This is a genomic window from Kribbella qitaiheensis, from assembly GCF_014217565.1.
GTDB classification, from domain to species: Bacteria; Actinomycetota; Actinomycetes; order Propionibacteriales; family Kribbellaceae; genus Kribbella; species Kribbella qitaiheensis_A.
Map to the genome: position 1 here is coordinate 4128341 of NZ_CP043661.1, position 23501 is coordinate 4151841.

Below are 23501 nucleotides of genomic sequence, written 5' to 3' on the forward strand. Positions count from 1 at the left end.
TCAGTTCTCCCCTTCGAAAGAGGCGGCATAGGCGGCGAACTGCGCCTGCTGCTCCACCAGTTGCGGGGTCTGCTCGACGTAGGCGTACTGGAAGAAGTCGGTCAGCGTCGGATCGGGCATCGACAGGCATCCCTCGCGCAGCCGGGCCGCGATCTGGTCGCCCTCGGCCTCGATCTCGTCGAAGAACTCGTGCTCCACGCCGAGCGAGCGGGTCAGATAGGCCTTCACCCGCTCGATCGGGTCCTTGAGCTTCCAGTACTCCAGGTCCTCGGACAGCCGGTACTTCGTCGGGTCGTCCGACGTCGTGTGGGCGCCCATCCGGTAGGTGTAGGCCTCGACGAAGGTCGGGCCACTGCCTTCGCGGGCCCGCTTCAGCGCCTGCTGGGTGACGGCGTACGTCGCGAGGACGTCGTTGCCGTCGACGCGGATGCCGGGGAAACCGAAGCCGGCGGCGCGCTGGTACAGCGGGATCCGGGTCTGCCGGTCGATCGGCTCCGAGATGGCCCACTGGTTGTTCTGGCAGAAGAAGACCACCGGCGCGTTGAAGACCGAGGCGTAGATGAAGGCCTCGTTCACGTCGCCCTGGCTGCTCGCGCCGTCGCCGAAGTACGCGATCGTCGCCTCGCCGTTGTCGGCGTCGCCGACCGCGTGGTCACGCTGCTGGCCCATCGCGTAACCGGTCGCGTGCAGCGTCTGAGCGCCGATCACGATCGTGTACAGGTGGAAGTTGTTGTCGCGCGGGTCCCAGGCGCCCTGGTCGACGCCGCGGAACAGGCCGAGCAGATTCAGCGGGTCGACGCCCTGGCACCAGGCCACGCCGTGCTCGCGGTACGTCGGGAAGACCATGTCCTTCTTGTTCAGCGCGCGGGCGGAGCCGATCTGGGCGGCCTCCTGACCGAGCAGGGAGGCCCAGATGCCGAGCTCACCCTGACGCTGCAGCGCAGTCGCCTCGGTGTCGATCCGGCGGACCAGGGTCATGTCCCGGTAGAACCCCTTGATCGCCTCGTCGTCGAGGTCGAACGAGTAGTCCGGGTGCTCGACGCGCTCACCTTCGGGCGTCAGCAACTGGACGAACTCGACCTCCTCGGAGGCCTGGGACGGACTGACCGGCGCCTCGACGGGCGCGAACACTTCCGGGGCAAGGCCCGGCACCGACTCACTCACATGCACTCCTCGGGTTCGAGCGCGGGATCGCCGCGACCGCAACGTTGCACGGGTCCCGGCCCATCCAGCCGGGTGAGGCTACGAGGGGAAGGACCACGTGGATCCAGGGCTGATGCACACCGCATGGCAGTGAACCTCCTCACTGGTATCACTGCCTATCTTGCCGGACACCGTACCGAGCAGGTTGCTGATCCGCTAACTGTCTGGACGCGGACTTGTACGCCGGTACCGAAACCCGTCCAGCCCTGAGACACCAGTCCATCAGGTGGTCCTGTCCAAGCCCGGCCGCACGCTCGAATCACCCCGGTGTAACACCAGCGCGGTGATTCGTGCGAGATGCGTCACAGCTTCGTACCGGTAGCGCGAAGCCCCGGGTCAATACCAGTTCGACGCTGGTCTCAGGCCGATCCGTACGGCTGGCCGGATCTGGTCGGTCCTGTGGCCGGATATCTGCTTGTGGCCGGTTCGGCCCGCGCGTTAGTGTCAGCATCGTCGATGCATTACACCCATGACACCAGGCTCTTGCCGCCGAAAGGATGCCGATGGCCACCGCTTCCGCTCCCGTAGTACTGCCCGAGACCGGGCCGCGGAGCGCGTCGGCAGCGATGATCTGGTCGGCACTCGCGGTGGTCTACGTGGTCTGGGGCTCGACCTACCTGGCGATCCGGATCGTCGTCGACGCCCACATCCCGCCGATGCTCGGGATGTCGTCACGCTTCCTGGTCGCCGCGGTCCTGCTGGCGGCATTCCTGGCGTTCAGGTCCGGCGTCAGCCGGCTGCGGGTCACTGCTCGTGAGCTGGCCGGTTCGGCCGTGGTCGGTCTGCTGCTGCTTGCCTTCGGTAACGGCGCGGTCGCGATCGCCGAGCAGACCGTGCCGTCCGGCCTCGCCGCGCTGCTGGTCGCCGCGGTCCCGCTGTGGTTGATGCTGCTGCGCGTCGGCAGCGGCGAACGTCCGCGCCCACTGACCTGGCTCGGCGTGCTGATCGGCTTCGGCGGCGCCGCGCTGCTGTCCCTGTCCGGTGGCGACACCAGCGCGAAGCCGTGGTCGGTGGCCATCCTCGTCCTCGGCACGATCAGCTGGGCCGTGGGCTCCCGCTTCTCCCCGCGGCTCGGACTGCCGAAGGACCCGCTGGTCGCGACGCTCTACGAGATGGCGATCGGCGGTACGGCGATGGTGCTGATCGGCGTACTAAGAGGAGAGCCCGGCCGGCTCCACCTCGGCGCGGTCGAGACCAAGGGCTGGCTCGCGCTCGCCTATCTGGTCGTCTTCGGTTCACTGCTCGCGTACAGCGCCTATTCGTACCTGCTCGCGAACGCCCCGATCTCGCTGATCGGCACCTACGCCTATGTGAACCCGGTGGTCGCCGTGTTCCTCGGCTGGCTGATCCTCGACGAGCACGTCACCACGAAGATCATGCTCGGCGGCCTGGTCGTCGTCCTCGGCGTGGCCCTGGTGGTCACTGCCGAACGCCGCCGCTCCTAACCGGGCCGCCGCTTAAAAGGAAGAACCCGGGCCCCCATGGGGTGCCCGGGTCTCCCACCGCTGCCGATGCGCGCGGCAGCGGGTCCGTGTTGCCAGGCCTGCGCCTTGCCCCGAAAAAACAAGGCGCGAAACTCCGGCAATATCGCGTCGACATTCCGGCATGCCGTGGTAATACCCGTTCGGCGACCACCGAGACCGCCGAAATTACCCCTTCGCATACCCGGGTCATCCGTCACCCGCGCACAGACAACGACGAAGTCCCCGATCAGTTACGGGCCCATGGCAACGAAATGCCTGACCCGTCCAGGACCGGCAATTCGCCTGGTCAGAGGCACCTTGTTGCCGAGTCAGCGATCTCATCACCGGCCAGTTATGTCCCCGCCTGAATCACACGGCGACGAAAAACTTGCCGAAGAAATCTGTAACCGACGCCATCAGGTGTCGTTACTCCCTAAGACGAATCCGTCAAACCCGAAAGGAAACCTCGCATAATGCAGGTAACACGCAAGATCGCCGCTGCAGCGGCAGTGGCGACCGTTGCCACGCTGGGCCTGGCCACCGTCGTCTCGGCGAACGTGCTGGACAACTCGACGGCCAACACCGGCCTTGCCAACGCGGCCTCCGCGGCCAGCAAGGGCTACGGCCACGGCGGCACCCAGTGGTACGCCGCGCACCACGACGGCGGTCTCGTTGCGCTGGATGGCAACGCAATCGGCCCGTTCCAGGCCTGCCACAACTTCATCCCGGTGAACGCTGTCGGCGGCCAGGTGCCCATCAAGGACATCACCGCGATCGTCGGCTTCAACCAGTTCGGCAACTCGGCCACCGCGGTGAAGACGTGTGAGATGACGTCGAAGAACAACGGCGGCAAGGGCAAGTGGTACCGCGCCGGCAGCGACGGCCTCATCTCCGTCAGCGACAACGCGGTCGGCCCGTTCCAGGTCTGCCACAACGACGTTCCGGTCAACGCGGTGGGCGCCCAGGTTCCGGTCTCCGACCTCACTGGGCTGCTGGGCTTCAACCAGGCCGGCAACGCTGTCGACTCGCTGGAGACCTGCGAGATGGACTCCACGAACAACTGACCTCTCTCCCTGGTCAGTGATGCAGGACACCGGAGACCAGTCGCCTCGGTGGGGCGATTGAACCGGTAGCACCATCGAAGCGGCATCGGGAAGTAAGCCTCACTCCTTCCCGGTGCCGCTTCACCCTTTAGCAGCGTTTGGCGTCCCAGCCGGGGCCTGGCGTTTCGGCGTCTAGGGCAATTTGCGGAGATCCAGCACGGACCCGTTGGGAAACTCCCGCTCGAAGAGTGACCAGATACCCTGGGCGGCCTGCTCCGGGCTGATCAGCGAGCCGGAGTCCTTGAGCTCCCGGAAGCGTTCGACCGCCGGGAACGCCAGCTCGTCCACCGCCCGGATCTCGCCCTGCATCGCGGTGTCCACCACTCCCGGAGCCACCGCGATCACCCGGCACCCGACCGACCCCAACGGCGGTTGCTCAGCCCCGATCGTCCGGACCCAGTGATCGACCGCGGCCTTGCCTGCGTTGTACGCCGACCACCCCGGGTACGCCGTGGTCGCGGCTCCCGAGGACAGCATCACCAAGTGCTTCTCGCAGGTCAGCCCGGCCGTCGCACGCAGGAACGCCCCGCCGAGAACCTGAGGCGCCGCGGAGTTGAGCAGCACGGCCCGGGCATAGGCCCCGGCATCGACCGAGTCCGCGGGACCGATCGGGACCACCGTGCCCGCGTTGTGCACGAACACGACCCGCTCTCCCGCGAAGCCGGCCAGCTCAGCCTCGAAGTGCTCCTCGACCCGGACCCAGTCCGCGGGATCGGACAGGTCCGCCCGGAAGTGCTCGGCCGCCCCACCGCTGCGCGACAGGTCGACCACGCGCGCGTCGGGGAACGGTACGGTCGCGGCCAGCGCCGCTCCGATCCCGGCCGAGGCGCCGGAGATCCAGACCAGCGACGTCACCGGGCGGTCGGCGTACCGGCGACCTCGGACTGCCGCCAGGCGCACGCGACCTCGAGGAACAGGTCGTTCGCCGCCCGCTCGCCGATCGTCACCCGCGCGCCCTCGCCGGGGAACGGCCGGACCGAGACCCCTTCGGCCTGGACGGCCTCCGAGAACGCCACGGTCTCATCGCCGAGCGGCATCCAGACGAAGTTCGCATGGCTCTCCGGCACGTCCCAGCCGGACGCTCGCAACTCCTGGACCACCCGGGTCCGCTCGGTCACCAGTGCCTCGACGCGCTCCAGCAGTTCGTCCTCGGCCCGCAGTGAGGCGAGCGCGGCCGCCTGCGCGATCTGGCTGACCCCGAACGGCAGAGCGCACTTGCGGATCGCGGCGACCATCGGCGGATGCGCGATCGCGTACCCGATCCGGAACCCGGCCAGCCCGTACGCCTTGGAGAAGGTCCGCAGTACGACGACGTTCGGCCGGTCCCGGTAGACCTCGACGCCGTCGAAGGCCTCGGGGTCGCGGATGAACTCGTAGTACGCCTCGTCGAGGACGACGATCACATCCGCCGGCACCGCGTCGAGGAAGGTGAGCAGTTCGTCGCGGTGGACCACCGGCCCGGTCGGGTTGTTCGGCGAACAGACCAGGACCGCCCGAGTCCGCTCGGTCAGCGCGGCTTCCATCGCCTTGAAGTCGTGGCGCGCGTCCGCGGTCAGCGGGACCTGGACCGAGGTGGCTCCGGTCAACTGAACGGCGATCGGGTACGCCTCGAAGGACCGCCAGGCATAGACGACCTCGTCGCCTTCGCTGACCGACGCCTGCAGCAGGTGATAGAGCACCGCCACCGATCCGGTCCCGAGGGCCAGGTCGCTCACCGGCACACCGAGCTTCTCGGACAGAGCTTCGAGCAGGTCGAACGCGCCCATGTCCGGGTAGCGGTTCATGTCCGCGGCAGCCTCGGTCGCCGCGGCCAGCACGCCTGGCAGCGGCGGGTACGGGTTCTCGTTGCTGGACAACTTGTACGTCGGCCGGCCGTCGGTGCGCTCCGGCGGTCTGCCCGGCTTGTACGCGGCGACGTCGTCCAGGCAGGAACGGAACCGGACTCGGACCTCATCTTGGGCGGTCATGCCCGCAGATTAATCGCTGCGCCGCCGGTGTAGAACCCCATCGCTCTGGATCCTACAAATTGTCGTCTTCTGCAGGTACTGCGGTGAGCCATCGACCGCAGTACCTGGCAGAAGCTGGACAATCTGATCAGCTCGGGAGAACGACCTCGCCGCCGACAACGCTGGCGGCGGCAAGGTCGAAATCGAGGGGGTTGGTCATGCAGCGCACCGAACCGCCGCCCTTGTGGAACTCCGACAGGTCCAGCACGACGACCCGCAGGCCGAGGCCGGTCAGGATGTCGTGCAGCCGCGTCGAGCAGGCCGGCATGATCACGGTGTCGTTCACGACCACGGAGTTGCCGCTGAACGCAAACGCCTCCTCGTCGGTGAGCACGATCGGGTCCGGCACGATGCCGAACAGCTCGGCCTGGCTCGCCGCGTCGAGCGCGGGCGGGTAGACCAGCGCATGAGTGCTGTCGATCGGGCAGAACGGCAGGTCGAGGTGGTACATCCCCTCGTGCGTGATCCGCAGGCCGCGAACCCGGATGTTCCAGCCGGTGGCGAGATGCTTGAGCGCGTCCTCCTCGGTGCGCGGCCCGTACCCGACCACCAGGCTGTCGCCGAAGAAGAAGGCGTCACCGGACTCGAAGTGCGGGCCGACACCTTCGCCGCCGGTCCGGTCCAGCGCGAACCCGTGCCCGGTGAACCAGGCGGCCGCGGTCAGCGACTCCTTGCGGCGGGGCTCGAACCGCATGTGCGAGAGCATCGCCCGGCCGCCGGGCGCCTCCTCGGTCGGCGCGGTGGCCAGGCCGAGGTTCATCGCGTAGACCATGTCGGGTGAGTCCGGCCGCTGGTCGAGCACCTCGACCTCACCGCCGGCGTCGATGATCGCGAGCCGCAGCGAACTCCACTGCCGCATCGCCAGCTCGGGGTCGGGCTGATCCTGGGTCGACATGTACGGGTTGATCACGTAGTCGATCCGGAAGTGGTCCGGCCGGACCATCAGATACCGGCGACCCCACCCCAGCTGTTGTCCCATGAACCACCCCTGCACACTCGGTCCGTCATTGACGGATTCTCTGATTGTCCGACAATCAGTCAGTGTGCAGGTCGGCCCGGGCCGAGTCAACACGAGCCGGATCACACCGGGCCGCGCTGAGTCAGACCGGGGTCACTTCGTGTAGATGAGCTCCAGCTTCGACGGGTCGTAGCCGTGGCCGACCAGCCAGTCCATCGAGGCCTTCTTGCCGTCGGAGAAGGTGATCTTGATGTAGAAGGCAAGCTTCTCCGGGTTGCCCGGGTCGGCCTTAGAGGCGCCGTAGTTGACCGTGAATCCCGGCCCGACGTACGGCAGTTCCTGCAGGATCGGGTAGTTCTGGGTGAGCCGGTCGGTGCGCTCCTGGTACCGGCGGCCTTCCTCTGCCTCGGTCTCCAGCACCTGGTCCGGGTGATCCTTCTCCCAGGCCCGGCCGACGTCGCCGTTCGAGAACAGGAACACCTTCACCTCGGTGTCCCCGCGGACATCGAGGGTCTGGGTGAAACTCTGGAATCCGCGCCGATCGCCGGTCAGGGTGTGCTTGCCCTGTTTGACCTTGAGGTCACCGTTGGCCGCGACCGGCTTGCCGTCCAGGGTCAGCGTCAGGTCGTTCGGGATCGACTGGACCGACACGTTGTGTTCGGGGCTGCCCCGGAAGGCCAGGTAGCCGCCGAGCACGACCAGCACGATCACCACGACCGTGCCGCTCAGCACCCACAACCGCCTGCTCTCGTCCATCGACTACCCCTGTTTCTTGATCCGGGCCACTGTGTACTGGCCGTGTCCGTCGACGAATTGGACGATGGACGGTTGTGGCACCCGGCCGTTGCCGGCGCTCGACCCCAAGGATGCCGACAATGCGTTCCAGGTCATGCCGTCGGTGCCCTTGAAGGTCCCGACATAGATGTAGGTATGGCCGTCGTTGACGAAGATGTCGCCCGGTTGCAACTGACTGACGTTGTTGAGGTTCTCGAACACCTGGTACTTGCTCGAGCCCTGGACGTAGTCGCGCTGCCCGCCGGTCCCCCGTTTGACATAGGTCTTGTCGACGCCACTCATCACCATCACCGTAGCGACATAGACGCCACAGTCACTGAACGGCCAGGTACCGGTGGACCCGTTGAACTGCGGCATCGCCTTCTGGTACGCCTCGGTGGCGTCCGCCTCCTCCTGCCCGTGACCGCGGTCCCGCCAGGCCAGGCCGAACGCGGTCTCGACGATGCTCCCGTTCCCCGCGCCGGCGCAGCCGCCACTCGCGCCACCACCGCCGGCGGCATTGCCGAAGTTGGCCAGGACCTCCTTGGCCGACGCCTTGCTCTTGGCATAGCGCGGATGGTTCGGGTCCTCGTTGCCGCCGAAGCGCTCGTAGTACCGGGCGAAGGCGACCGCGGCGTCCTCGACGCTCTTCGTGGCCCGCAGCATGGTCCCGGCCTGGCCTTCGGCGGCCGGGCCCTTGCCGGTCAGCTGGACCTTCAGGAACTCGAGCTGGAACTCGAGGGTCTCGATCTGCTCGTCCTTGGCGCCCGACGACCTGGACGGCGTGATCATCTTGCTGGGCGGCGTCCACTGGACGATGCCCCAACCGCCGCCGTAGTCGTTCGCGGTACCGGGCTTGTCGACGTCGGCCGCCGGGGTCTTCGTGCCCGGCAGGGTGTTCTGCATCCGCATCGGCTCGACCGACGACTCGTCGATCATGTTGCCGACGATGCCGGCCGCCTGCTCCTTGGAGTAGCCGTTGGAGACGAAGTAGTTGAAGGCCTTCTGCTGGTTGTTCGAGCCGCTCAGCGGGCCGCCGCAGCTGCAGCCACCCGTGGACGCCGGCGCGGCGTTGTCGCCGACCTGCTCCTGGGGGTCGACCGACTGGAGCGCGCCCTTGCCGTCCGGGGACGCCCACAGCTCGAAGTGCAGGTGCTCACCGCTCACGCCCGGCTCGTCCTCGGTGCCCGAGCCGGACTTGCCGATCTCGTCGCCCCGCTTGACCTTCTGGCCCTTCTTGACGGCCTTGGAGCTGAAGAACTTGTACCGGGTCTCGATGCGCTTGTCGTGCTGGATCGTGATCCAGTCGCCGTCGACCGCAGTGACCTCGCCGTCCTCGGCAGCCAGCACCGGGCTGTCCTTGGCGACGTTGTAGTCGACGCCTTTGTGTTGGTCACTCCAGTCCGCCGCCTGATCGTGCGAAGACGTCGGCCAGCCGAATGCGGCACCCTGGGTCTCCGAGCCCGCGTCGCCGCACGAGTCGGAACCGAGCGCGCCCATCGCGCCGCCGAGCATGGCCAGCACGATCAGCAGTGGGAGCACCAGGACAAGGCCGATGACGCCGAGCGCCGGTAACGCCTTGCCTTCCATGGCCTCTCCTCGTGCGATCAGTGACTGGCCCGTTGCCGGGACAGGGGCGGACACCAAGGAACAGACTGCCCGAAAACCAGGTCATTATGTCGAAAGTTATCCACAGCCTGATGTCTACCCGGGTGCGCCCGCGCGACAACGGCCCCGGACTAGACGAGAATCGGTCCATGTACGAACGGCTGCGCGTGGACCGCTCGACCACTGTGGACCGGGTGGTCGACGCTTTGCGCTCCGCCCTGTTCGCCGGCGACCTGGAGCCCGGGACCCCGTTGCGGGAGCAGCCGCTGGCCGAGGCGCTCGGCGTCGCCCGCAGTACGGTCCGCGAAGCGATGACCATGCTCGTCACCGAGGGCCTCGCGGTCCGCGAGCCGAACAAGGGCGTCAGCGTCGCGATCCTGCACCCCGCGGCGGTGGCGGACATCTGCAAGGCCAGGTTCGTGCTGGAGTCGGCCGGCATCCAGGCCTGGTTCGACGCCGACGACCTCGCCCGCGAGCGGGTCCGTACCGCGATGCGCACCTTCGCCGCCACTGCCAAGGAAGGCGCCGACCCGGAGGCGATGACCGAGACCCACCTGGCGATCCACCGCAGCCTGGTCGCACTCACCGGCAGCGCCCGGCTGATCGCCACCGCCGACTCGATCACCGGCGAGGCCAGACTCGCCCTCGCCCGGGTGGACGCCCTCCGGCGGGACGCGAAGCAGCAGGTCGCCTCGCACCGCAAGCTCGTCCGACTCCTGGAGAAGGGCGAGCTGGACGAATGTGTCGAAGAGTTGCGCCGCCACCTGGCCGGTGCCGAGGAGTCGCTCCTCGAAGCCATCGCCACCCCGCCGACCTAGCCCCTGTGGATGTCCACGGACGAGGCCATCTTCAGCGGGCCAGGTGGTCGACCCAGCGGTCCGCGGCCTTCTCGATCTGGTCGAGGACCTCGGCGAAGCCGGTGTCGTCGCCGTAGTACGGGTCAGGTACGTCGGCTTCCGCGAAGAGCTCGACCGGTACTGCGAGGTCGGGGCCGCCCTGTCGGCGGAGGATCGCCAGGTGCCCGGAGTCCATCGCGAGCACCAGGTCGCGACCGGCGAACCCTTCGAACACGCAGGCCCGGTGCGCGCTTCCGTCGTACCCGCTTCGCGCCAGGACCGCGGCGGCGCGGGAGTCCATCGGGTCACCCTGGTGCCAGCCGCCGGTGCCCGAGCTGGTCACCACCACGTCGTCGATCCCAGCCTCGGCGAGCTTGGCGCGCAGCACCACCTCGCCGATCGGCGACCGGCAGATGTTGCCGGTGCATACCACCTCGACGTGCCTCACGGAACGGGTCACGCAGACGTCAGCCGATCTCGGCCTCGTCCGGCAGCAGCAGGTTCAGCAGCATGCCGACCAGGGTGATCACCAGCGACCCGAGCAGGGCGGCGCCGAACCCGGTGACGTGGAACTGGACGTCCAGCTTGCCGGTGATCCAGGAGGTGAGCAGCAGCATCAACGCGTTGATCACGAAGATCAGCAGTCCCAGCGTCAGGATGATGAACGGCAGCGACAGCAGCTTCGCGATCGGCTTCACCACCGCGTTCACGATGCCGAAGATCGCCGCGACGATCAGCAGGGTCAGGATCCGGCGGCTGGTGGTCGCGCCCTGGAGCGTGATCCCGCCGACGACCCAGCTCGCGACGGCCAGCGCCACGGCGTTGGCCAGCAACTTGATGATCAAGTTCTTCATGCCACGATCCTGCCACCTTCGCCGGTGCAAGTGCTGGACCTCGCCTAGGTGGCTCGGACAAGGAGCGGGACCTCGGACAGGTTATTTACTGTCCGAGGTCCCCGCTTGGTGTTCTGGGTGACCGCTTCCGGCTGCTAGCTCAGCTGGTCTGGCCGATCTCCGTCAGCAGCTCGGCGAACCACTCCACGGACGGGTCGAATTCCTTGCCGCCCGCGATGCGGGGGAACTCGATGGCGCGGAGCTCGTCGCCCTGCTCCTCGTCGTGGCCGACCACGCCGCTCTCACCGCGCAGGGCCGCGTCGACCGCGTAGTCGGTGCACTGCTTGATCAGCTCGAGGTCGCGCTCGTTGGCTGCCGCCGACCGGCTGAAGTAGCCGCTCTTCTGCACCATCGTCTTCTCCGCGCCGATCCGCTCCGCGAACTGCTTAGCGAACCAGGCGCCCGGGTTGATCGTGTCCAGCTTGACGTGCCCGAACGGGTCCCGCGGCACCTCCTCGCCGCGCGCCTCCATCTCGGCCACGATCGACGGTACGCCGGCGCCCTCGGACAAGAAGATGGTGACGCAGTCGTTCTCGTCCATCACCGCCTTCAGCCGCTCCGCCTCGGCGTCCAGGTCGATCGTTGCCTCCGGCACGTAAACCGCGTGCACGTCCCAGCCGCCCGCGTCGAGCCCGATGCCCGGGTTCCACTCCTGCGCGGTGACCCACTTCCGGTACTCCGCCGCGGTCGCCGCCGTCAACCAACCGCAGTTACGGCCCATCACCTCGTGGACTACGAGCATCCGCGGGTTCGAGCTGTGCTCGGCGATCACGTTGCGGGCGAACAGCGCGCCCTGCTCGGCCGCGGTCCAGGCACCCAGGCTCTGCCGGATCGGGATCACGTCGTTGTCGATCGTCTTCGGCAGGCCGACCACGGTCAGGTCGTAGTCGTGCTCGTGCAGGTACGCCGCCAGGTCGGCCGCCGTCGTGTTGGTGTCGTCGCCGCCGATCGTGTGCAGCACGTCGACGCCGTCCGCGACCAGCCGCTCGGCCGCCACCTGGAGAGCGTTCTGGCCGTCGGCGATCAGGCCGCGCTTGACCAGGTCGGCGGTGTTGGTCAGCTTCACCCGGCTGTTGCCGATCGGGCTGCCGCCGAACTTGTGCAGCAGGCCGGCCTTGGCACGCACGTCGGGTGTCACCTCGACGTACCGGCCGCTGAGCAGCCCGTGGTACCCGTTCAGGTAGGCGATGATCTCCACCTCGGGCGCCACCGCGCTGTAGCGCTCGATCAGTCCACCGACCGCGGAGGACAGGCAGGGCGCGAGGCCACCGGCGGTGAGCAGGGCAACTCTGCGGACAGACTTGTCGGCAGCCATGGTCAGGGTCCTTCCAGAGGTCGCTGAAGTCGCCCCCAGCGTAGTGAAACAGACCACCCTCGGCGCTGGTCGGGGTTCCCCTTCCGGACACGAGGCGCTCAGAGCGGGGGTAGCGGGACGCTGCGCGGCTCGACGGTGGTGGAGACGATGAACGAACTGGTGGTCTGGCCGTGCACGATGAACTTGTCGAGCAGCGTCTCCAGGCCGCCGATCGAATCGACCTGGACGCGGATCAGGAAGCAGTCCTCACCGGAGATGCGGTGGCACTCGACGACCTCCGGAGTACGGCCGGCCAGCTCGATGATCCGGGGAATCTGGCCGGGACCCGGCCGGAGCCGGACCCAGGCGCCGACCGGCAGCCCGAGCGCGGCGGGGTCGAGCTCTAGGCGGTACCCACGGATCACCCCGGACTCTTCCAGCCGGGCCAGCCGCTCACGCACGGTCGGAGCCGAGACGCCCAGCCGCCGCGCCAGCTCGCTGGTCCTCAATCGCGGATCGGCCCGCAACTCGATCAGCAACCGGAGGTTGATCTCATCCAGCGGTGGTTTCTCGATTCGAAGGCTAGCCGCTTCTCCTGCGTTCGTACTGGAAACCATCAGGCACCTCTTTGCTTCATTCCGTCATGTGAAGTTCAAGAATCTGTTTCTAGCCTAGAGGAGTGAATCCCCGCCTCGAAACCCCGAAGAATCTGCAGGCTGCCGGAGCGGCGGCCGTGACCGTGCTGCTGTGGGCGTCGGCCTTCGTGGCGATCCGGCACGTCGGCACCGAGTTCTCCGCCGGCGCTCTGGCGCTCGCCCGGCTGCTGGTCGGCAGCGTCGTACTCGGCGCTCTCCTCTTCATCCGACCGGCTCGATTCATCCGACCCGCTCGCTTCATCCGGCCCACTCGCTCCGCCCGGACCACCGCTCCGGCGACACGCAGGTGGCCGGCCAAACGGGATTGGCCACAACTGCTGGCTTGCGGCCTGCTCTGGTTCGGCGTCTACAACGTCGCTCTGAACGCCGCCGAGCGCCGCCTCGACGCCGGGACCGCCGCGATGGTCGTCCACATCGCGCCGCTGCTGATCGCCGTACTGGCCGGCCTGACCCTCGGCGAAGGCTTCCCCCGCCAACTCGTCATCGGCAGTCTGGTCGCGTTCGGCGGGGTCGTCCTGATCGGGACGTCGACCTCGACCGGCGGCGCTGAAACCTGGGGAGTCGTCCTCTGCGTCGTCGCCGCCGTGTCGTACGCCGTCGGCGTGGTCAGCCAGAAGCCGCTCCTAGATCGGCTCCCAGCAGCTCAGGTCACCTGGCTCGCCTGCACCATCGGGGCCATCAGCTGCCTCCCCTTCGCACCGACCTTGGTCCGCGAGCTGCGGACGGCAAGCGCGACGACGGTCTGGTGGGTGGTCTACCTCGGCGCTGTCCCGACCGCACTCGGCTTCACCACCTGGGCATTCGCTCTGCGTCGCACGACCGCAGGCCGGCTGGGCGCAACGACGTACCTGGTCCCGGTGGTAGCGATCGGGCTCGCCTGGCTGTTCCTCGGCGAGGTACCGGCGGTGCTCGCCCTCATCGGAGGAGCTGTCTGCCTCGTCGGCGTCGGCATCTCCCGCCACCGCCCCAGAGCCGAACGCCTCGCGGCAGCACGCACTACGACCGAAGCTCCGGCGCTGCGATGAGCTCAGGTAGTTGAGCTGCGGAGGTGGGCGTGGATGCCGCTGTAGACCTCTGCGGTTGGTAGTAGGCGCTTGGGGACTTTGGTGACGACGCTGTAGTTGGCGTCGACCACGTTGGCGAGTGGGACCTCGCTGATCTGGCTCAGGAGCTGGTAGGCGTCCAGTTTGTCGAGGCCGTAGAGGTCGCCGAGCCAGCCGACCATGTCCACCTGGCCTGCCCGCCACGCGTCCTCCAGTGGGCGACTGGAGCCGACCACTGCCAGGTAGTCGTCGTTCTCGATCCGCGGCCAAGCCGGGCCTGGCGTCTTGAGCAGATCAACCACCAGTACTACGTTCATCGCGCCCTCGACAGCAGTACCGCAGGACTCGCCCTCGCCCTGCCGATAGTGGCCGTCGCCGACAGAGAACAAGGCGCCCTCCACGTTGACGCGGAGGTAGCAGGTGGCGCCTGCTTTCATCTCCGGCGTGTCCATGTTGCCGCCGAAGGTGTCGGGCACCAGGGACGAACGCACCTCCCCCGCTGCCGGGGCCAGTCCCACTGTTCCGAGCATCGGCTCGATCGGCAGGGCCACCTCCAGGTCGCTTCCCTGGGCGCGGAAGCCGACGGTCTGCTTGGCGCTGTCGACCTCGTAGATCCAGGTCCGCTCCGGCAGCGGCTCCTGCAGAGTCGCCGTACGGTCGGTGCTGGTGAGGCCGCCGAAGAACGGGATGGTTGCCGATGCTCCCCAGCTGCGCGCCGGGGTCAGGTCGACGAAATGCAGCACCAGGGTGTCGCCCGGTTCGGCGCCCTCGACGTAGAAGGGCCCGGTCTGCGGGTTGACGAACGGCATCGTCAGCGACGCGCTGGCCAGGTCCGCCGTACTGCGAAGTCGCCCGCAGAAGGCGTCCTCGGTCCACAGCCGCAGCATGGTTCCGGGCTTCACCCGACGGATCGGGGCCACGCCGCCGAAGGTCCAGGCGTACTGCTCGGGCTCAGGGGAGAACTCGACGATGTCCACGCCGGAAAACTACGCCCGGTAGCGCTCTTTCGCGACTGATCAGCGGGTTCTCAGCCGATTCTCAAACAGACGGCATAACCTCGACAGGCAGCGGCATTGCCGCGACAGATGCCGGAGCCGGACGACCGGCCGGCGAACGGGAGCGCGAGATGCGAGTACTGGTGGTGGACGACGACCGGGCGGTCCGGGATTCGTTGCGCCGTTCGCTGGAGTTCAACGACTTCGAGGTGGTGACGGCCTCCGACGGCGCCGAGGCGCTCGCGGTGATCGGCAACGTCGAGCCGGACGTGGTCGTGATGGACGTGATGATGCCGCGCCTGGACGGCCTGGAGACCACCAAGGCACTACGGGCCGCGGGCAACAACATCCCGATCCTGGTGCTCACCGCCCGTGACGCTGTCGCCGACAGGGTGGACGGACTCGATGCCGGCGGCGACGACTACCTGACCAAGCCGTTCGCGCTGGAGGAGTTGCTGGCCCGCCTGCGCGCGCTGCTCCGCCGCAGTACGACGCCGGGCGAAGGCGGCCCACGCGGCGAGGTGCTGCAGTACGCCGATCTCGTGGTGGACGTGGACGCCCACGAGGTCCACCGCGGCATCACCCCGATCCCGCTGACCCGCACCGAGTTCTCCCTGCTCGAGCTGCTGATCCGCAACCCGCGCCGGGTGCTCGAGCGCGCGGTGATCCTGGACGCGGTCTGGGGCTACGACTTCCCGACCACGGCGAACTCCCTCGAGGTCTACATCGGCTACCTGCGCCGCAAGACCGAGGTTGACAACCTGCCTCGCCTGATCCACACGGTCCGCGGCATCGGCTACGTGCTGAGAGACACCCCACCGTGACCACGCAACCCCCCGCCGACAACTTCCCGAAGTACACCGGCCCAGCTCCGGAAGACGAAACCCTCCACCTCGGCGGCCCCCAAAACCCACACACCAACCGCCACCGCACACCGGTCGGCCACAGCACCGGAGTGGGCAGTACCCAAGGCGGGCCGGGGCAGTCGTCAGGCAACGGGGACGGGAACAACCGAGGTGTAGCTGCTACCGCGACGCGGACGCAGGCCTGGTGGCAGGAGAAGCTGCACGAGCTGAGCCTCCACGCCCGGGTAACGCTGCTCGCGGCTGTCGCCGTCGGCCTGGCAGTCGCGTTCGTGAGCGTCGCCGCCTATGCCACCGTCCGGCAGCAGATGTACCGCAACCTGGACGACAGTCTGGTCCTTCGCGCCTCCCAGGCCGCGAAGAGCGGAGTGCTGACGAGGTTGGACAACCTTCAGGGTGTCGCCCCGGAGGCGCTCGGTCTGAGTGATATCCGGCTCGGCGTCTACACCGCTGAGGGGCAACGGATCGGCGCCATATCCAGCGTCTATCCCCCGATGGAAGAACCCGAGCTCGCGATCGCACAGTCTCAGGAGGCTGGGGTCTACAGCCTCCGTACTGTTGGCGTTCGCAACGGCGAGCACTACCGGGTGGTTGCTGTACCGGCCCAGTTCTGTCCGCTGCTGCATGGTTGCGATGAAAACGGCAATGAAACCGTCCCGTCGGCGCTCGTGGTCGCGCAGTCGTTGACGCCGATCGACCGGACCTTGCACAACCTGGGGATCGTGTTGTGGGCGGTCGGCCTGCTTGGCGTGATCGGGGCGGCGCTGGCTGGGAACGCGATCGCTCAGTCCGGACTGCGGCCGCTTGCGCGGCTGACCGGCGAGGCCGAGCGGATCGCGCGGACCGAGGAGCTGAAGCCGATCGCTGTCAGCGGGTCGGACGAGATCTCGCGACTAGCGCTCGCGTTCAATGCGATGCTCGCGGCGTTGGCCAGATCTCAGGACAGGCAGCGGCGGCTGGTCGGGGATGCGGGGCACGAGCTGCGTACGCCGCTGACGAGTATCCGGACCAATCTCGATCTGCTCGCCCAGGCGGACAAGAAGGGCGGGCTCCGGCCCGATGATCGCCAGCAGTTGCTGGATGACGTCCGCGCCCAGATGGACGAGCTGACCAACTTGATCGGTGACCTGACCGAGCTCGCCCGCGATACCCCGCAGGTTCGCAACGCCGAGCTGATCGAGCTGTCGAACGTCGTCGAGGACGCGGTGATCAAGGTCCGTCGCCGGGCCCAGTCGCTGGAGTGGGATGTGCAGTTGACCCCGTTCCCGGTCTGGGGCGACGAGCGGTTGCTCGGCCGGGCGGTGACGAACCTGCTCGACAACGCCGCGAAGTACAGCGCGCCCGACGCGGCGGACCGGAGTACGGGCGAAGGCGAACCGGCAGGACGGGTCAGCGTGCACCTGCTTGACGGCGTACTGACCGTCACGGACAGCGGCCCAGGAATCGCCGAGGCGGACCTGCCGCACGTCTTCGAGCGGTTCTACCGGTCCAGCGAGGCGCGCAGCCGCCCGGGATCCGGACTTGGCCTCGCGATCGTCAAGCACGCCGCCGAGCAGCACGGCGGCATGATCTACGCCCGCAACGCGCCCACGGGCGGGGCCCAATTCACGCTCTGGCTCCCGCACGCAGCCACTCAGTCCCGCTGACCTCCCGTACTGCGGGTCGCCGGCTGAGGTGCGCAGTTATGTGAGCCTGCTGACAGCTTCTTCAGGGGATCTTCACAGAGTTCTTCGGGAGCTCTGACGGGATCTTCAGGGCTCTCTCAGGTGGATCCGCCAAGGTTCTACTCATGACCGAGAACCAGCCGCACCAGCCGCAGAACCAGCCGGGGCACGACGCGCCGGCCTCGGGTTCGACGTACGGGAACCAGCCCCAGCAGGGCGCATCACCGGCGTACGGCTCGAGTCCGCAGGAGCGGGAGCGCACTCAGCAGTTGCCGGTGCAGGGCTACGGCCAGCACCAGCACCAGCAGTACGCGCCGCAGGGCGGACAGCCGCGGATCGGTCAGCACCCCTCAGGTGGGAGTGCTTATCCACAAAGCGGGCAGTTCGGGACGGCCGGGACGCATCAGGGGACGTCACCGGGCCCGAACTGGCCTTTCGACCCGCAGCCGGCCCAGCCGGAGCCCCCGAAGCCCAAGCGGCGCGGTCTGGCTCTGGTGGCAGCTACCGCGCTGCTGGTCGGCACCGCCGGCGGTGTGGGTGGTGCGGCTGTGTACTCGGCGACCAACGACTCCAGCAGCTCGGCCCCGTCGGTGACGGCACCGCTGAACGGAGGCCAGGCCGCACCGGTGTCCGCGCCGGACGGTTCGGTCCAGGCAGCGGCCGCGAAGGTGCTGCCGAGTGTGGTGAAGATCGGCGTGGCCACGTCGCAGGGCGCGGCCACCGGTTCGGGCATCGTGATCAGCCAGGACGGCCTGATCGTCACCAACAACCACGTCGTCGCCGGAGCGGGGAGCGGCGGCAAGATCTCGGTGATGCTCAACGACGGCCGGACCCTATCGGCCACTGTCGTCGGCACCGACCCGCTGACCGACCTCGCGGTGATCCGCGCCGACGCCAAGGACCTGAAGCCCGCCGTACTCGGCAAGAGCGGCACGCTCGGCGTCGGTCAGGGCGTGGTCGCGATCGGTTCACCGTTCGGGCTGGAGGCGACCGTCACGAGCGGTATCGTCTCGGCCCTCAACCGCCCCGTCACTTCCGGTGACGCGCAGCAGGACAGCACGACAGTCTTCCCAGCAATCCAGACAGACGCCGCCATCAACCCCGGAAACTCCGGCGGCGCATTGATCGACCTCGCCGGCCAGGTGGTCGGAATCAACTCCGCGATCAAGACCGCCGGCGGATCGGGACAATCCGAAGGCGGAAATATCGGCCTGGGCTTCGCAATCCCGATCGACCAGGCCAAGCCGATCATCGACGAGCTGGTGGCCAAGGGCAAGGCCACACATGCACGGCTCGGCGTACAGGTCGGCGACGCGCAGTCTTCCGACGGGCTCCAGCAGGGAGCGACCCTCGGCGAGGTGACGGTGGGCGGTGCGGCGGACAAAGCCGGTCTCAAGAAGGGTGACGTAGTCACCTCGGTAGACGGTAAGGCGATTGCGTCAGGGGACGCGTTGGTCGCCGCAGTTCGTTCGCACCGCCCCGACGACGAGGTGAGCATCACCCTCACCCGAGCCGGCAAACCCCAGACAATCAAGGCCACCCTGGGCTCCGACAACGGCAACCCCACCGGCTGACCCAAGCCTTCCCTCCGCCCAAGACCAGAACTGCGACCGCCCACCGAGCGGCCGCAGTTCTGTTTTCGGGGCCTATAGCCACCGCGATCTCCGGACTTGCCAATGCCGGTGTTTATGCAGGTCAGAGGCCACTTTCGACAGTCGGCCTGACCGAGCAGAGATGCCCCGCCAGCAACTCGCGGGAGGGGCATCTCTGCGTTGGGTCTCAACGAGGGTCTCAACAGCGCCATAGATCAGGCCGAAACGAGCGCTCCGGCAGCTCCGTCGCCGTCCTCACCCTTCCCCGGTGGCTTCTCTACCGGAGGCGCCCACAGGAGCCCGCCGACACGGTTCGCGATGTCGCGTCGTACCGGTGTGGTGATGTGCTGGTATCGCTTGGCCATTGCGGTAGTTGCCCAGCCCATCGCATCCATCACCGCACGCTCGGGGATCCCGAGCAACAACATCACCGTCGCTGCCGTGTGCCTGGCGTCGTGTAGTCGCCCCTTGCGGATCCCGGCCGCCTTCAGCAGGTCCTTCCACTCCTGGTGATCAGTGCGCGCGTTCAGCGGCTTCCCTGTGCGACTCGCGAACAACCACCCCTCGTCCGTCCAGAGCTGCCGAGCAGCTTCCTTCTCCCCCGCCTGTTGCTTCTGATGGGTGCGCAAGATCAACACCAGCTCGTCGGGCAGTCCAATGGTTCGCCGTCCCGCTCGGGACTTCGTTGGTGCGGCATCCGGCCGCGTGGACACACGCTCTGGGCAGTGGCCCGGAATCTTCCGGCCGCAAGGCTTGTCCCCGCAGCCGTGGACATAGTGCGGCTTGTTCCGACTACGCCGGACTTGCAGAATCCCGCCGTCAAGATCGACATCCGACCACTTGAGACCGAGCGCCTCGCCCTGGCGGAGACCGAGCGCAAGGGCGATTGCCCAGCGAGCACTATTCCGCCCCCTGTCCGCCTCGCGAAGAATGGCCTGAATTTCCTTCACCGTGTAGGGCTCGATCTCCTCCTCTTGCTCGATATCGGATCGAGGCGACTTCGCCTTGGTGGCCGGGTTGCTTTTGATGTGACCTCTTGCCTCAGCCACGCCAAGCGCGGTCCGGATCGTTCTGTGAACCTGATGCGCAGTGCCCGGTCTAGCTCCCGCATCCTGCATTCGGGTGTAGAGCCGTTCGAGGTGTTCGGGTTGGAGCTTGTCCAGCTTGTGCTTCCCAATCCCGGGAATGAGGTGAATTCGTGCGGCGCTCTCATATGCCCTATATGCACCGAATCGAAGGTTTGGTTGGACAATCGTCAACCAGTGCAGGAGCCAGGTCTCGACCGTCCACTTCTTCTCGCCGACCGGCCGGACTTTGCCGGAGTCTCGCTCTATCTCCAATTGCTTCACGCGCGCCACCACGTCTTCCTTCTTCTTCCGCTTGACGTGCGGCCGATCTGGCGAGCCGTCGTCCTTCAGCCCCATCGTGACGCGGCCGTGCCAGTAGCCATCCGAGCCGAGGTAGATGGACGACCGACCATCAGGATTCTTGTGACGCTTCTCAGTCTCTTCACTCATTGGGAACTCCTTCCTAGGCAGCCTGTCGGCCTTCGCGGGCGGTGGTCCGAAGACGATCGATGTATTCGGTCAAGCACTCGGCGGGGATCCGCCGTAGGCGACCGAGCGGCACGGACTCGATCTCCCCGGCCGTCATGAGTGCGTAGAAGGTGGTGCGCCCGATGCCGAGCCGCTTGGCGGCCTGCTCGACCGTAAGCAACAGCGGAGCGGCTGACGTGGCCTCTGTAACTGACATTCGCTCTGAACTCCCTTGCTCGGCAGTGCGGCCTTGATAGGTGCTGACAGCGGCAACGTTCATGCGGTCTCGCAGGTGGGATGGGTGTGCGTGCCGTCATCGAAGGTGAGGGGCTGACGGCAACTAATGCAGGTGGCCTGGTTGGGGAGCTGGGGGTGATCCGTCCCATCCGTCCCAACCGTCCCTTCGCAGGTCAGAGCGGGGACGGATGGATTGCTGGGACGGTTCGATCCGTCCCACGGAACTGATCCGTCCCCGGCGTGACCTGCGAAGGGACGGTTGGGACGATTCGGTACGGCTCCCCCCTTGGAGGTGGCTTCGGCCTCGGTTGGGCAGTACCTCGCCCAGGTGTCTGCGAAGTCGTCGCGGACGTATCCCTTCGACTGGGTGCCGTCTTCCCACCGATGGTTCTTCGGGGTGATGTCGTACTCACGAAGCAGCGCGGCGAGCCGTCGAACAGTGAGCCCGCCCGGCGCGGGCTGCTCGGCCCACGGCGATTCCTCGTCGGCCCGCAGCCGCTGCACGATCACGGCCGACGGCAACGCCCGTGCTGCGCCGAACGCATCCCGGCAATCACTCAGAAGCCGGATCGACTGAGAGGCCTCCGTCGAGTCCTGAAGCTCTGCAATCAGCGTCAGGGCAGCGTTTCTAGCCCGGCGCGGCCAGAGCCCGCCTGCGAGATCCGCAAGAGCAATCAGGGGCTCCCAGGTGTCGGCCGCGCGGTCTTCCAACGGCATGTTCGGCGCGGCGTTGGTGAGATCGTCCAGGTGGGCCGTGACCCATGCGTGTAGGCGTTCCCGCAGTTCGGCTAGGACGGGAGCGTCACGGCGTACGCGATAGGGCTGGACCGATTCGCCCTTGGTGCGGCGGCGCATCCGGATCACGGCTGCCCGGTCCTCGATCGTGTCGGGCATCATCCCGATACCAGCAAGGGCGGCCATGGCGAACGTCTCGATCTTCTCGACCGACCGCGATCCGGCGTCGTAGCGCAGGGTTGGGCGTCCTCGCTGGTGTCCGGCGTTGAGCAGTCCGCGTAGGTCCTCGTTGTCGCCTGCCTTCGGCCCGAAGATCGTGTCTGCCTCATCGATCAGCAGCGTCGGCGGATCTGACGGCGTGAGGCCGATCGACCGGTACACGGCTGACGGGGATGCGTTGGTGGTCATCAGCGGCCGGTGCGACAACCCATCGGCCATGTCCAGCAACCGCGACTTCCCACAGCGCTTCTCAGGTGCCCGAATCACCAGCCGGGGCGCACAGTTCCACGCCGAGACCGCATGCGTAGCAGCGATCCACAGCACCACGGCAACCCCCGCCGCATCGCTCGGCAATACGACGTACCGGCCGATAACGGCGCGTACCTCGTCCAGCAGGTCGGCACCGTCGACCGCGTCGACCTGGTCGTTGTTGTCGTCGGTCATGCGGCAATCCCTTCGTCGCGGAAACCGCCAGCGATGGCAGCTCTGATGTCTCGGTCGGTCTGGGCTGCTTGATGTCCTGCGTAGGTCAGAGCAGCGAGTGCAGCGGCACGGTCGATAGCTCCGGCCGCGACCATCCGCGCAGCACCCCTAGCAGCGCCGTAGAGGGTCGTGCGTCGCTTCCCCTGCGGCGCTTGGCGTACGGCGTCTAGCAGGCTGCCGAGGAGCTTGTCGGGGTGGGAGATGCCCCCGCCCGGTTGTGTCGTCGTTGGGCTGATTGGCGGGGCCGACGAATCGGCCGGCCTAGGCGGCAGGCATGCGGCGACGAGAGCGGGGGGCATCTCCACCGGGTCCAGGCCACCAGTGCTCGACCACCGATAGCGCAGTCCGGTTCGGTGGTGGATCGATGGCGGCAGTACGACGTATCCGCCGTCAGCCTTGATATCGATGCCGGGCCGTCCTGGCATCGGCCGTGACGGGACCGACTGCCCGGGGTGGCGGTAGTACAGGTGAGCGCCGCCCGATCCGGTGACGACGTGGAGGGTGCGCGGAACGAGCTGGTCAACGACCATCCTTGAGAGGCTGACGTTGCCACCGTGCGCAGGGTCAACATCGACCACCAGGAGCCCGGACACCGCTCCGGTACGAACGGCGAGCTGTCCACGCGGTACAGCCGCGACAATCGCGGCGATACGGGCCGGATCGGTCGTGGCCGCATAGAAGCCGTGGCAGGTCAGGTGTCCACAGGTTGCCGGGTCGTGGTCAGTGGCGGTGCGGCAGGTGTCGCAGTTGGCTACGGGACGCTTAGAGCGGCCGAGCATGAACACCCGCCAGCCACGTTCGGCGGTCTTTAGTGCGGCGGTCAGGATCTCGTTCATCGGTGGATCTCCCCTCGAGGGATTTCAGGCAGCGGTCAAGCGATGAGCGGTGGTCACTTGCTCTTGCTGGTGGACTTGGTTCCAGCGCCCCTGGTGGCGCGGATGTGGTTGATGACGTGCCGTCCGATCCGGACCCGCAGGCCACTCCCCTGGCATTTGCCGCAGTGGCGATACGCCTTGCCGAGCGGGTACTTGAACTTGCCCGCGCCCTTGCAGCGGCGGCACTTCCCGAACGGCCAGATCAGGCAGGTGAGCAGGTAGAAGCCGATGCTCACGGTGACGATGAGCGCGACCGTGGCGGCCTGAGCGAGGGTGTGGACGGTGGCAGCGAGCCCGCTACCGTGGGTAGCGGCGGTCAAGAGGGTGGTAGCGGCAGCGATGGGCACGGGAAGCCTCCATTGGGCTGTTTTTGGGCGTGAGGAGCCGTGGCCGCTACCCGCTACGCGTGGATGAACGGCCTGGTCAGGTTTGGGTTGCGGGGTAGCGGGACGGGTAGCGCAGCCGC

Annotated in this window: 23 protein-coding genes; 7 read left to right on the forward strand and 16 right to left on the reverse strand. The window is 67.4% G+C overall.

Annotated features, from left to right (window positions below; all coding sequences use genetic code 11):
* On the reverse strand, positions 1 to 1164 hold the full coding sequence (pdhA, locus tag F1D05_RS19345; RefSeq protein ID WP_185441609.1) for a pyruvate dehydrogenase (acetyl-transferring) E1 component subunit alpha: 1164 nt from the start codon (positions 1162 to 1164) through the stop codon (positions 1 to 3).
* A gap of 542 nt (positions 1165 to 1706) precedes the next feature.
* On the opposite strand from pdhA, the gene F1D05_RS19350 reads away from it, so the two are divergent.
* Positions 1707 to 2648, forward strand: coding sequence for an EamA family transporter (locus F1D05_RS19350; RefSeq protein ID WP_185441610.1), 942 nt, complete (start codon positions 1707 to 1709; stop codon positions 2646 to 2648).
* 491 nt (positions 2649 to 3139) lie between these two features.
* Entirely contained in the window at positions 3140 to 3730 is a 591-nt protein-coding gene (locus tag F1D05_RS19355; protein ID WP_185441611.1) for a hypothetical protein, read from the forward strand.
* Positions 3731 to 3901: 171 nt separating this feature from the next.
* Here F1D05_RS19355 and F1D05_RS19360 read toward each other — a convergent pair whose 3' ends face one another.
* The 5 genes from F1D05_RS19360 to F1D05_RS19380 all read right to left on the reverse strand — a co-directional run bounded on the left by F1D05_RS19360 (position 3902) and on the right by F1D05_RS19380 (position 9097).
* Positions 3902 to 4624 carry an SDR family NAD(P)-dependent oxidoreductase gene (locus F1D05_RS19360; protein ID WP_185441612.1) on the reverse strand — a complete coding sequence of 241 codons (723 nt, stop codon included), beginning with the start codon at positions 4622 to 4624 and terminating at the stop codon, positions 3902 to 3904.
* Positions 4621 to 5736 carry a histidinol-phosphate transaminase gene (hisC, locus tag F1D05_RS19365; protein ID WP_185441613.1) on the reverse strand — a complete coding sequence of 372 codons (1116 nt, stop codon included), beginning with the start codon at positions 5734 to 5736 and terminating at the stop codon, positions 4621 to 4623. The genes F1D05_RS19360 and hisC overlap by 4 nt, the downstream gene beginning before the upstream one ends.
* A gap of 127 nt (positions 5737 to 5863) precedes the next feature.
* The gene (locus F1D05_RS19370) at positions 5864 to 6754 is read right to left on the reverse strand and encodes a dimethylarginine dimethylaminohydrolase family protein (protein WP_185441614.1); all 891 of its coding nucleotides are present in this window, start codon (positions 6752 to 6754) and stop codon (positions 5864 to 5866) included.
* A gap of 132 nt (positions 6755 to 6886) precedes the next feature.
* Positions 6887 to 7489, reverse strand: coding sequence for a PEGA domain-containing protein (locus tag F1D05_RS19375; protein ID WP_185441615.1), 603 nt, complete (start codon positions 7487 to 7489; stop codon positions 6887 to 6889).
* A gap of 3 nt (positions 7490 to 7492) precedes the next feature.
* Entirely contained in the window at positions 7493 to 9097 is a 1605-nt protein-coding gene (locus F1D05_RS19380) for a phage tail tip lysozyme (RefSeq protein WP_185441616.1), read from the reverse strand.
* Positions 9098 to 9264: 167 nt separating this feature from the next.
* On the opposite strand from F1D05_RS19380, the gene F1D05_RS19385 reads away from it, so the two are divergent.
* On the forward strand, positions 9265 to 9933 hold the full coding sequence (locus F1D05_RS19385) for a GntR family transcriptional regulator (protein WP_185441617.1): 669 nt from the start codon (positions 9265 to 9267) through the stop codon (positions 9931 to 9933).
* A 31-nt stretch (positions 9934 to 9964) separates the two neighbouring features.
* Here F1D05_RS19385 and F1D05_RS19390 read toward each other — a convergent pair whose 3' ends face one another.
* From F1D05_RS19390 to F1D05_RS19405, 4 genes are all read right to left on the reverse strand, one after another.
* On the reverse strand, positions 9965 to 10411 hold the full coding sequence (locus F1D05_RS19390; protein WP_206685760.1) for a low molecular weight protein-tyrosine-phosphatase: 447 nt from the start codon (positions 10409 to 10411) through the stop codon (positions 9965 to 9967).
* Between the two features lie 7 nt (positions 10412 to 10418).
* Positions 10419 to 10805, reverse strand: coding sequence for a phage holin family protein (locus F1D05_RS19395; RefSeq protein WP_185441618.1), 387 nt, complete (start codon positions 10803 to 10805; stop codon positions 10419 to 10421).
* 139 nt (positions 10806 to 10944) lie between these two features.
* The gene (locus tag F1D05_RS19400; protein ID WP_185441619.1) at positions 10945 to 12159 is read right to left on the reverse strand and encodes a pyrophosphate--fructose-6-phosphate 1-phosphotransferase; all 1215 of its coding nucleotides are present in this window, start codon (positions 12157 to 12159) and stop codon (positions 10945 to 10947) included.
* A gap of 98 nt (positions 12160 to 12257) precedes the next feature.
* A complete protein-coding gene (locus F1D05_RS19405; protein WP_185441620.1) occupies positions 12258 to 12755 on the reverse strand; it encodes an Lrp/AsnC family transcriptional regulator in 498 nt (165 codons plus the stop codon).
* Positions 12756 to 12817: 62 nt separating this feature from the next.
* Between F1D05_RS19405 and F1D05_RS19410 the strand changes: the two genes are divergently transcribed.
* Positions 12818 to 13819: a DMT family transporter gene (locus F1D05_RS19410; protein ID WP_185441621.1), complete on the forward strand. Its 1002-nt coding sequence runs from the start codon at positions 12818 to 12820 to the stop codon at positions 13817 to 13819.
* 2 nt (positions 13820 to 13821) lie between these two features.
* Here the strand turns inward: F1D05_RS19410 and F1D05_RS19415 are convergent, their stop codons facing one another.
* Positions 13822 to 14814, reverse strand: coding sequence for an acetamidase/formamidase family protein (locus tag F1D05_RS19415; protein WP_185441622.1), 993 nt, complete (start codon positions 14812 to 14814; stop codon positions 13822 to 13824).
* 149 nt (positions 14815 to 14963) lie between these two features.
* On the opposite strand from F1D05_RS19415, the gene F1D05_RS19420 reads away from it, so the two are divergent.
* The 3 genes from F1D05_RS19420 (at position 14964) to F1D05_RS19430 (ending at position 18933) form a co-directional block, all read left to right on the forward strand.
* Complete coding sequence (locus tag F1D05_RS19420) at positions 14964 to 15656, forward strand: response regulator transcription factor (protein ID WP_185441623.1); 693 nt, start codon at positions 14964 to 14966, stop codon at positions 15654 to 15656.
* The gene (locus tag F1D05_RS19425; RefSeq protein WP_246485766.1) at positions 15653 to 17341 is read left to right on the forward strand and encodes a sensor histidine kinase; all 1689 of its coding nucleotides are present in this window, start codon (positions 15653 to 15655) and stop codon (positions 17339 to 17341) included. Before F1D05_RS19420 ends, F1D05_RS19425 begins: the two co-directional genes overlap by 4 nt.
* A 143-nt stretch (positions 17342 to 17484) precedes the next feature.
* The gene (locus tag F1D05_RS19430; protein ID WP_185441624.1) at positions 17485 to 18933 is read left to right on the forward strand and encodes a S1C family serine protease; all 1449 of its coding nucleotides are present in this window, start codon (positions 17485 to 17487) and stop codon (positions 18931 to 18933) included.
* A gap of 233 nt (positions 18934 to 19166) precedes the next feature.
* On the opposite strand, the gene F1D05_RS19435 is transcribed toward F1D05_RS19430, so the two are convergent.
* The 5 genes from F1D05_RS19435 to F1D05_RS19455 are packed head-to-tail and all read right to left on the reverse strand — an operon-like array spanning position 19167 to position 23382.
* A complete protein-coding gene (locus tag F1D05_RS19435; protein WP_185441625.1) occupies positions 19167 to 20468 on the reverse strand; it encodes a tyrosine-type recombinase/integrase in 1302 nt (433 codons plus the stop codon).
* 13 nt (positions 20469 to 20481) lie between these two features.
* Positions 20482 to 20703, reverse strand: coding sequence for a helix-turn-helix domain-containing protein (locus F1D05_RS19440; protein ID WP_206685761.1), 222 nt, complete (start codon positions 20701 to 20703; stop codon positions 20482 to 20484).
* Positions 20704 to 20762: 59 nt separating this feature from the next.
* Positions 20763 to 22121, reverse strand: coding sequence for a DUF3631 domain-containing protein (locus F1D05_RS19445; protein WP_185441627.1), 1359 nt, complete (start codon positions 22119 to 22121; stop codon positions 20763 to 20765).
* Positions 22118 to 22996: a bifunctional DNA primase/polymerase gene (locus F1D05_RS19450; RefSeq protein WP_185441628.1), complete on the reverse strand. Its 879-nt coding sequence runs from the start codon at positions 22994 to 22996 to the stop codon at positions 22118 to 22120. The genes F1D05_RS19445 and F1D05_RS19450 overlap by 4 nt, the downstream gene beginning before the upstream one ends.
* Positions 22997 to 23049: 53 nt before the next feature.
* Complete coding sequence (locus tag F1D05_RS19455) at positions 23050 to 23382, reverse strand: hypothetical protein (RefSeq protein ID WP_185441629.1); 333 nt, start codon at positions 23380 to 23382, stop codon at positions 23050 to 23052.
* Positions 23383 to 23501: the final 119 nt, after the last annotated feature.

What these genes read in the sequence shown, in the direction of transcription:
- F1D05_RS19350 (WP_185441610.1), top strand. Translation starts at nt 1,707, where the DNA reads ATGGCCACCGCTTCCGCTCCCGTAGTACTGCCCGAGACCGGGCCGCGG.
- F1D05_RS19355 (WP_185441611.1), top strand. Translation starts at nt 3,140, where the DNA reads ATGCAGGTAACACGCAAGATCGCCGCTGCAGCGGCAGTGGCGACCGTT.
- hisC (WP_185441613.1), bottom strand. Translation starts at nt 5,736, where the DNA reads ATGACCGCCCAAGATGAGGTCCGAGTCCGGTTCCGTTCCTGCCTGGAC.
- F1D05_RS19370 (WP_185441614.1), bottom strand. Translation starts at nt 6,754, where the DNA reads ATGGGACAACAGCTGGGGTGGGGTCGCCGGTATCTGATGGTCCGGCCG.
- F1D05_RS19375 (WP_185441615.1), bottom strand. Translation starts at nt 7,489, where the DNA reads ATGGACGAGAGCAGGCGGTTGTGGGTGCTGAGCGGCACGGTCGTGGTG.
- F1D05_RS19380 (WP_185441616.1), bottom strand. Translation starts at nt 9,097, where the DNA reads ATGGAAGGCAAGGCGTTACCGGCGCTCGGCGTCATCGGCCTTGTCCTG.
- F1D05_RS19385 (WP_185441617.1), top strand. Translation starts at nt 9,265, where the DNA reads ATGTACGAACGGCTGCGCGTGGACCGCTCGACCACTGTGGACCGGGTG.
- F1D05_RS19395 (WP_185441618.1), bottom strand. Translation starts at nt 10,805, where the DNA reads ATGAAGAACTTGATCATCAAGTTGCTGGCCAACGCCGTGGCGCTGGCC.
- F1D05_RS19400 (WP_185441619.1), bottom strand. Translation starts at nt 12,159, where the DNA reads ATGGCTGCCGACAAGTCTGTCCGCAGAGTTGCCCTGCTCACCGCCGGT.
- F1D05_RS19405 (WP_185441620.1), bottom strand. Translation starts at nt 12,755, where the DNA reads ATGGTTTCCAGTACGAACGCAGGAGAAGCGGCTAGCCTTCGAATCGAG.
- F1D05_RS19420 (WP_185441623.1), top strand. Translation starts at nt 14,964, where the DNA reads ATGCGAGTACTGGTGGTGGACGACGACCGGGCGGTCCGGGATTCGTTG.
- F1D05_RS19430 (WP_185441624.1), top strand. Translation starts at nt 17,485, where the DNA reads ATGACCGAGAACCAGCCGCACCAGCCGCAGAACCAGCCGGGGCACGAC.
- F1D05_RS19435 (WP_185441625.1), bottom strand. Translation starts at nt 20,468, where the DNA reads ATGAGTGAAGAGACTGAGAAGCGTCACAAGAATCCTGATGGTCGGTCG.
- F1D05_RS19440 (WP_206685761.1), bottom strand. Translation starts at nt 20,703, where the DNA reads ATGTCAGTTACAGAGGCCACGTCAGCCGCTCCGCTGTTGCTTACGGTC.
- F1D05_RS19445 (WP_185441627.1), bottom strand. Translation starts at nt 22,121, where the DNA reads ATGACCGACGACAACAACGACCAGGTCGACGCGGTCGACGGTGCCGAC.
- F1D05_RS19450 (WP_185441628.1), bottom strand. Translation starts at nt 22,996, where the DNA reads ATGAACGAGATCCTGACCGCCGCACTAAAGACCGCCGAACGTGGCTGG.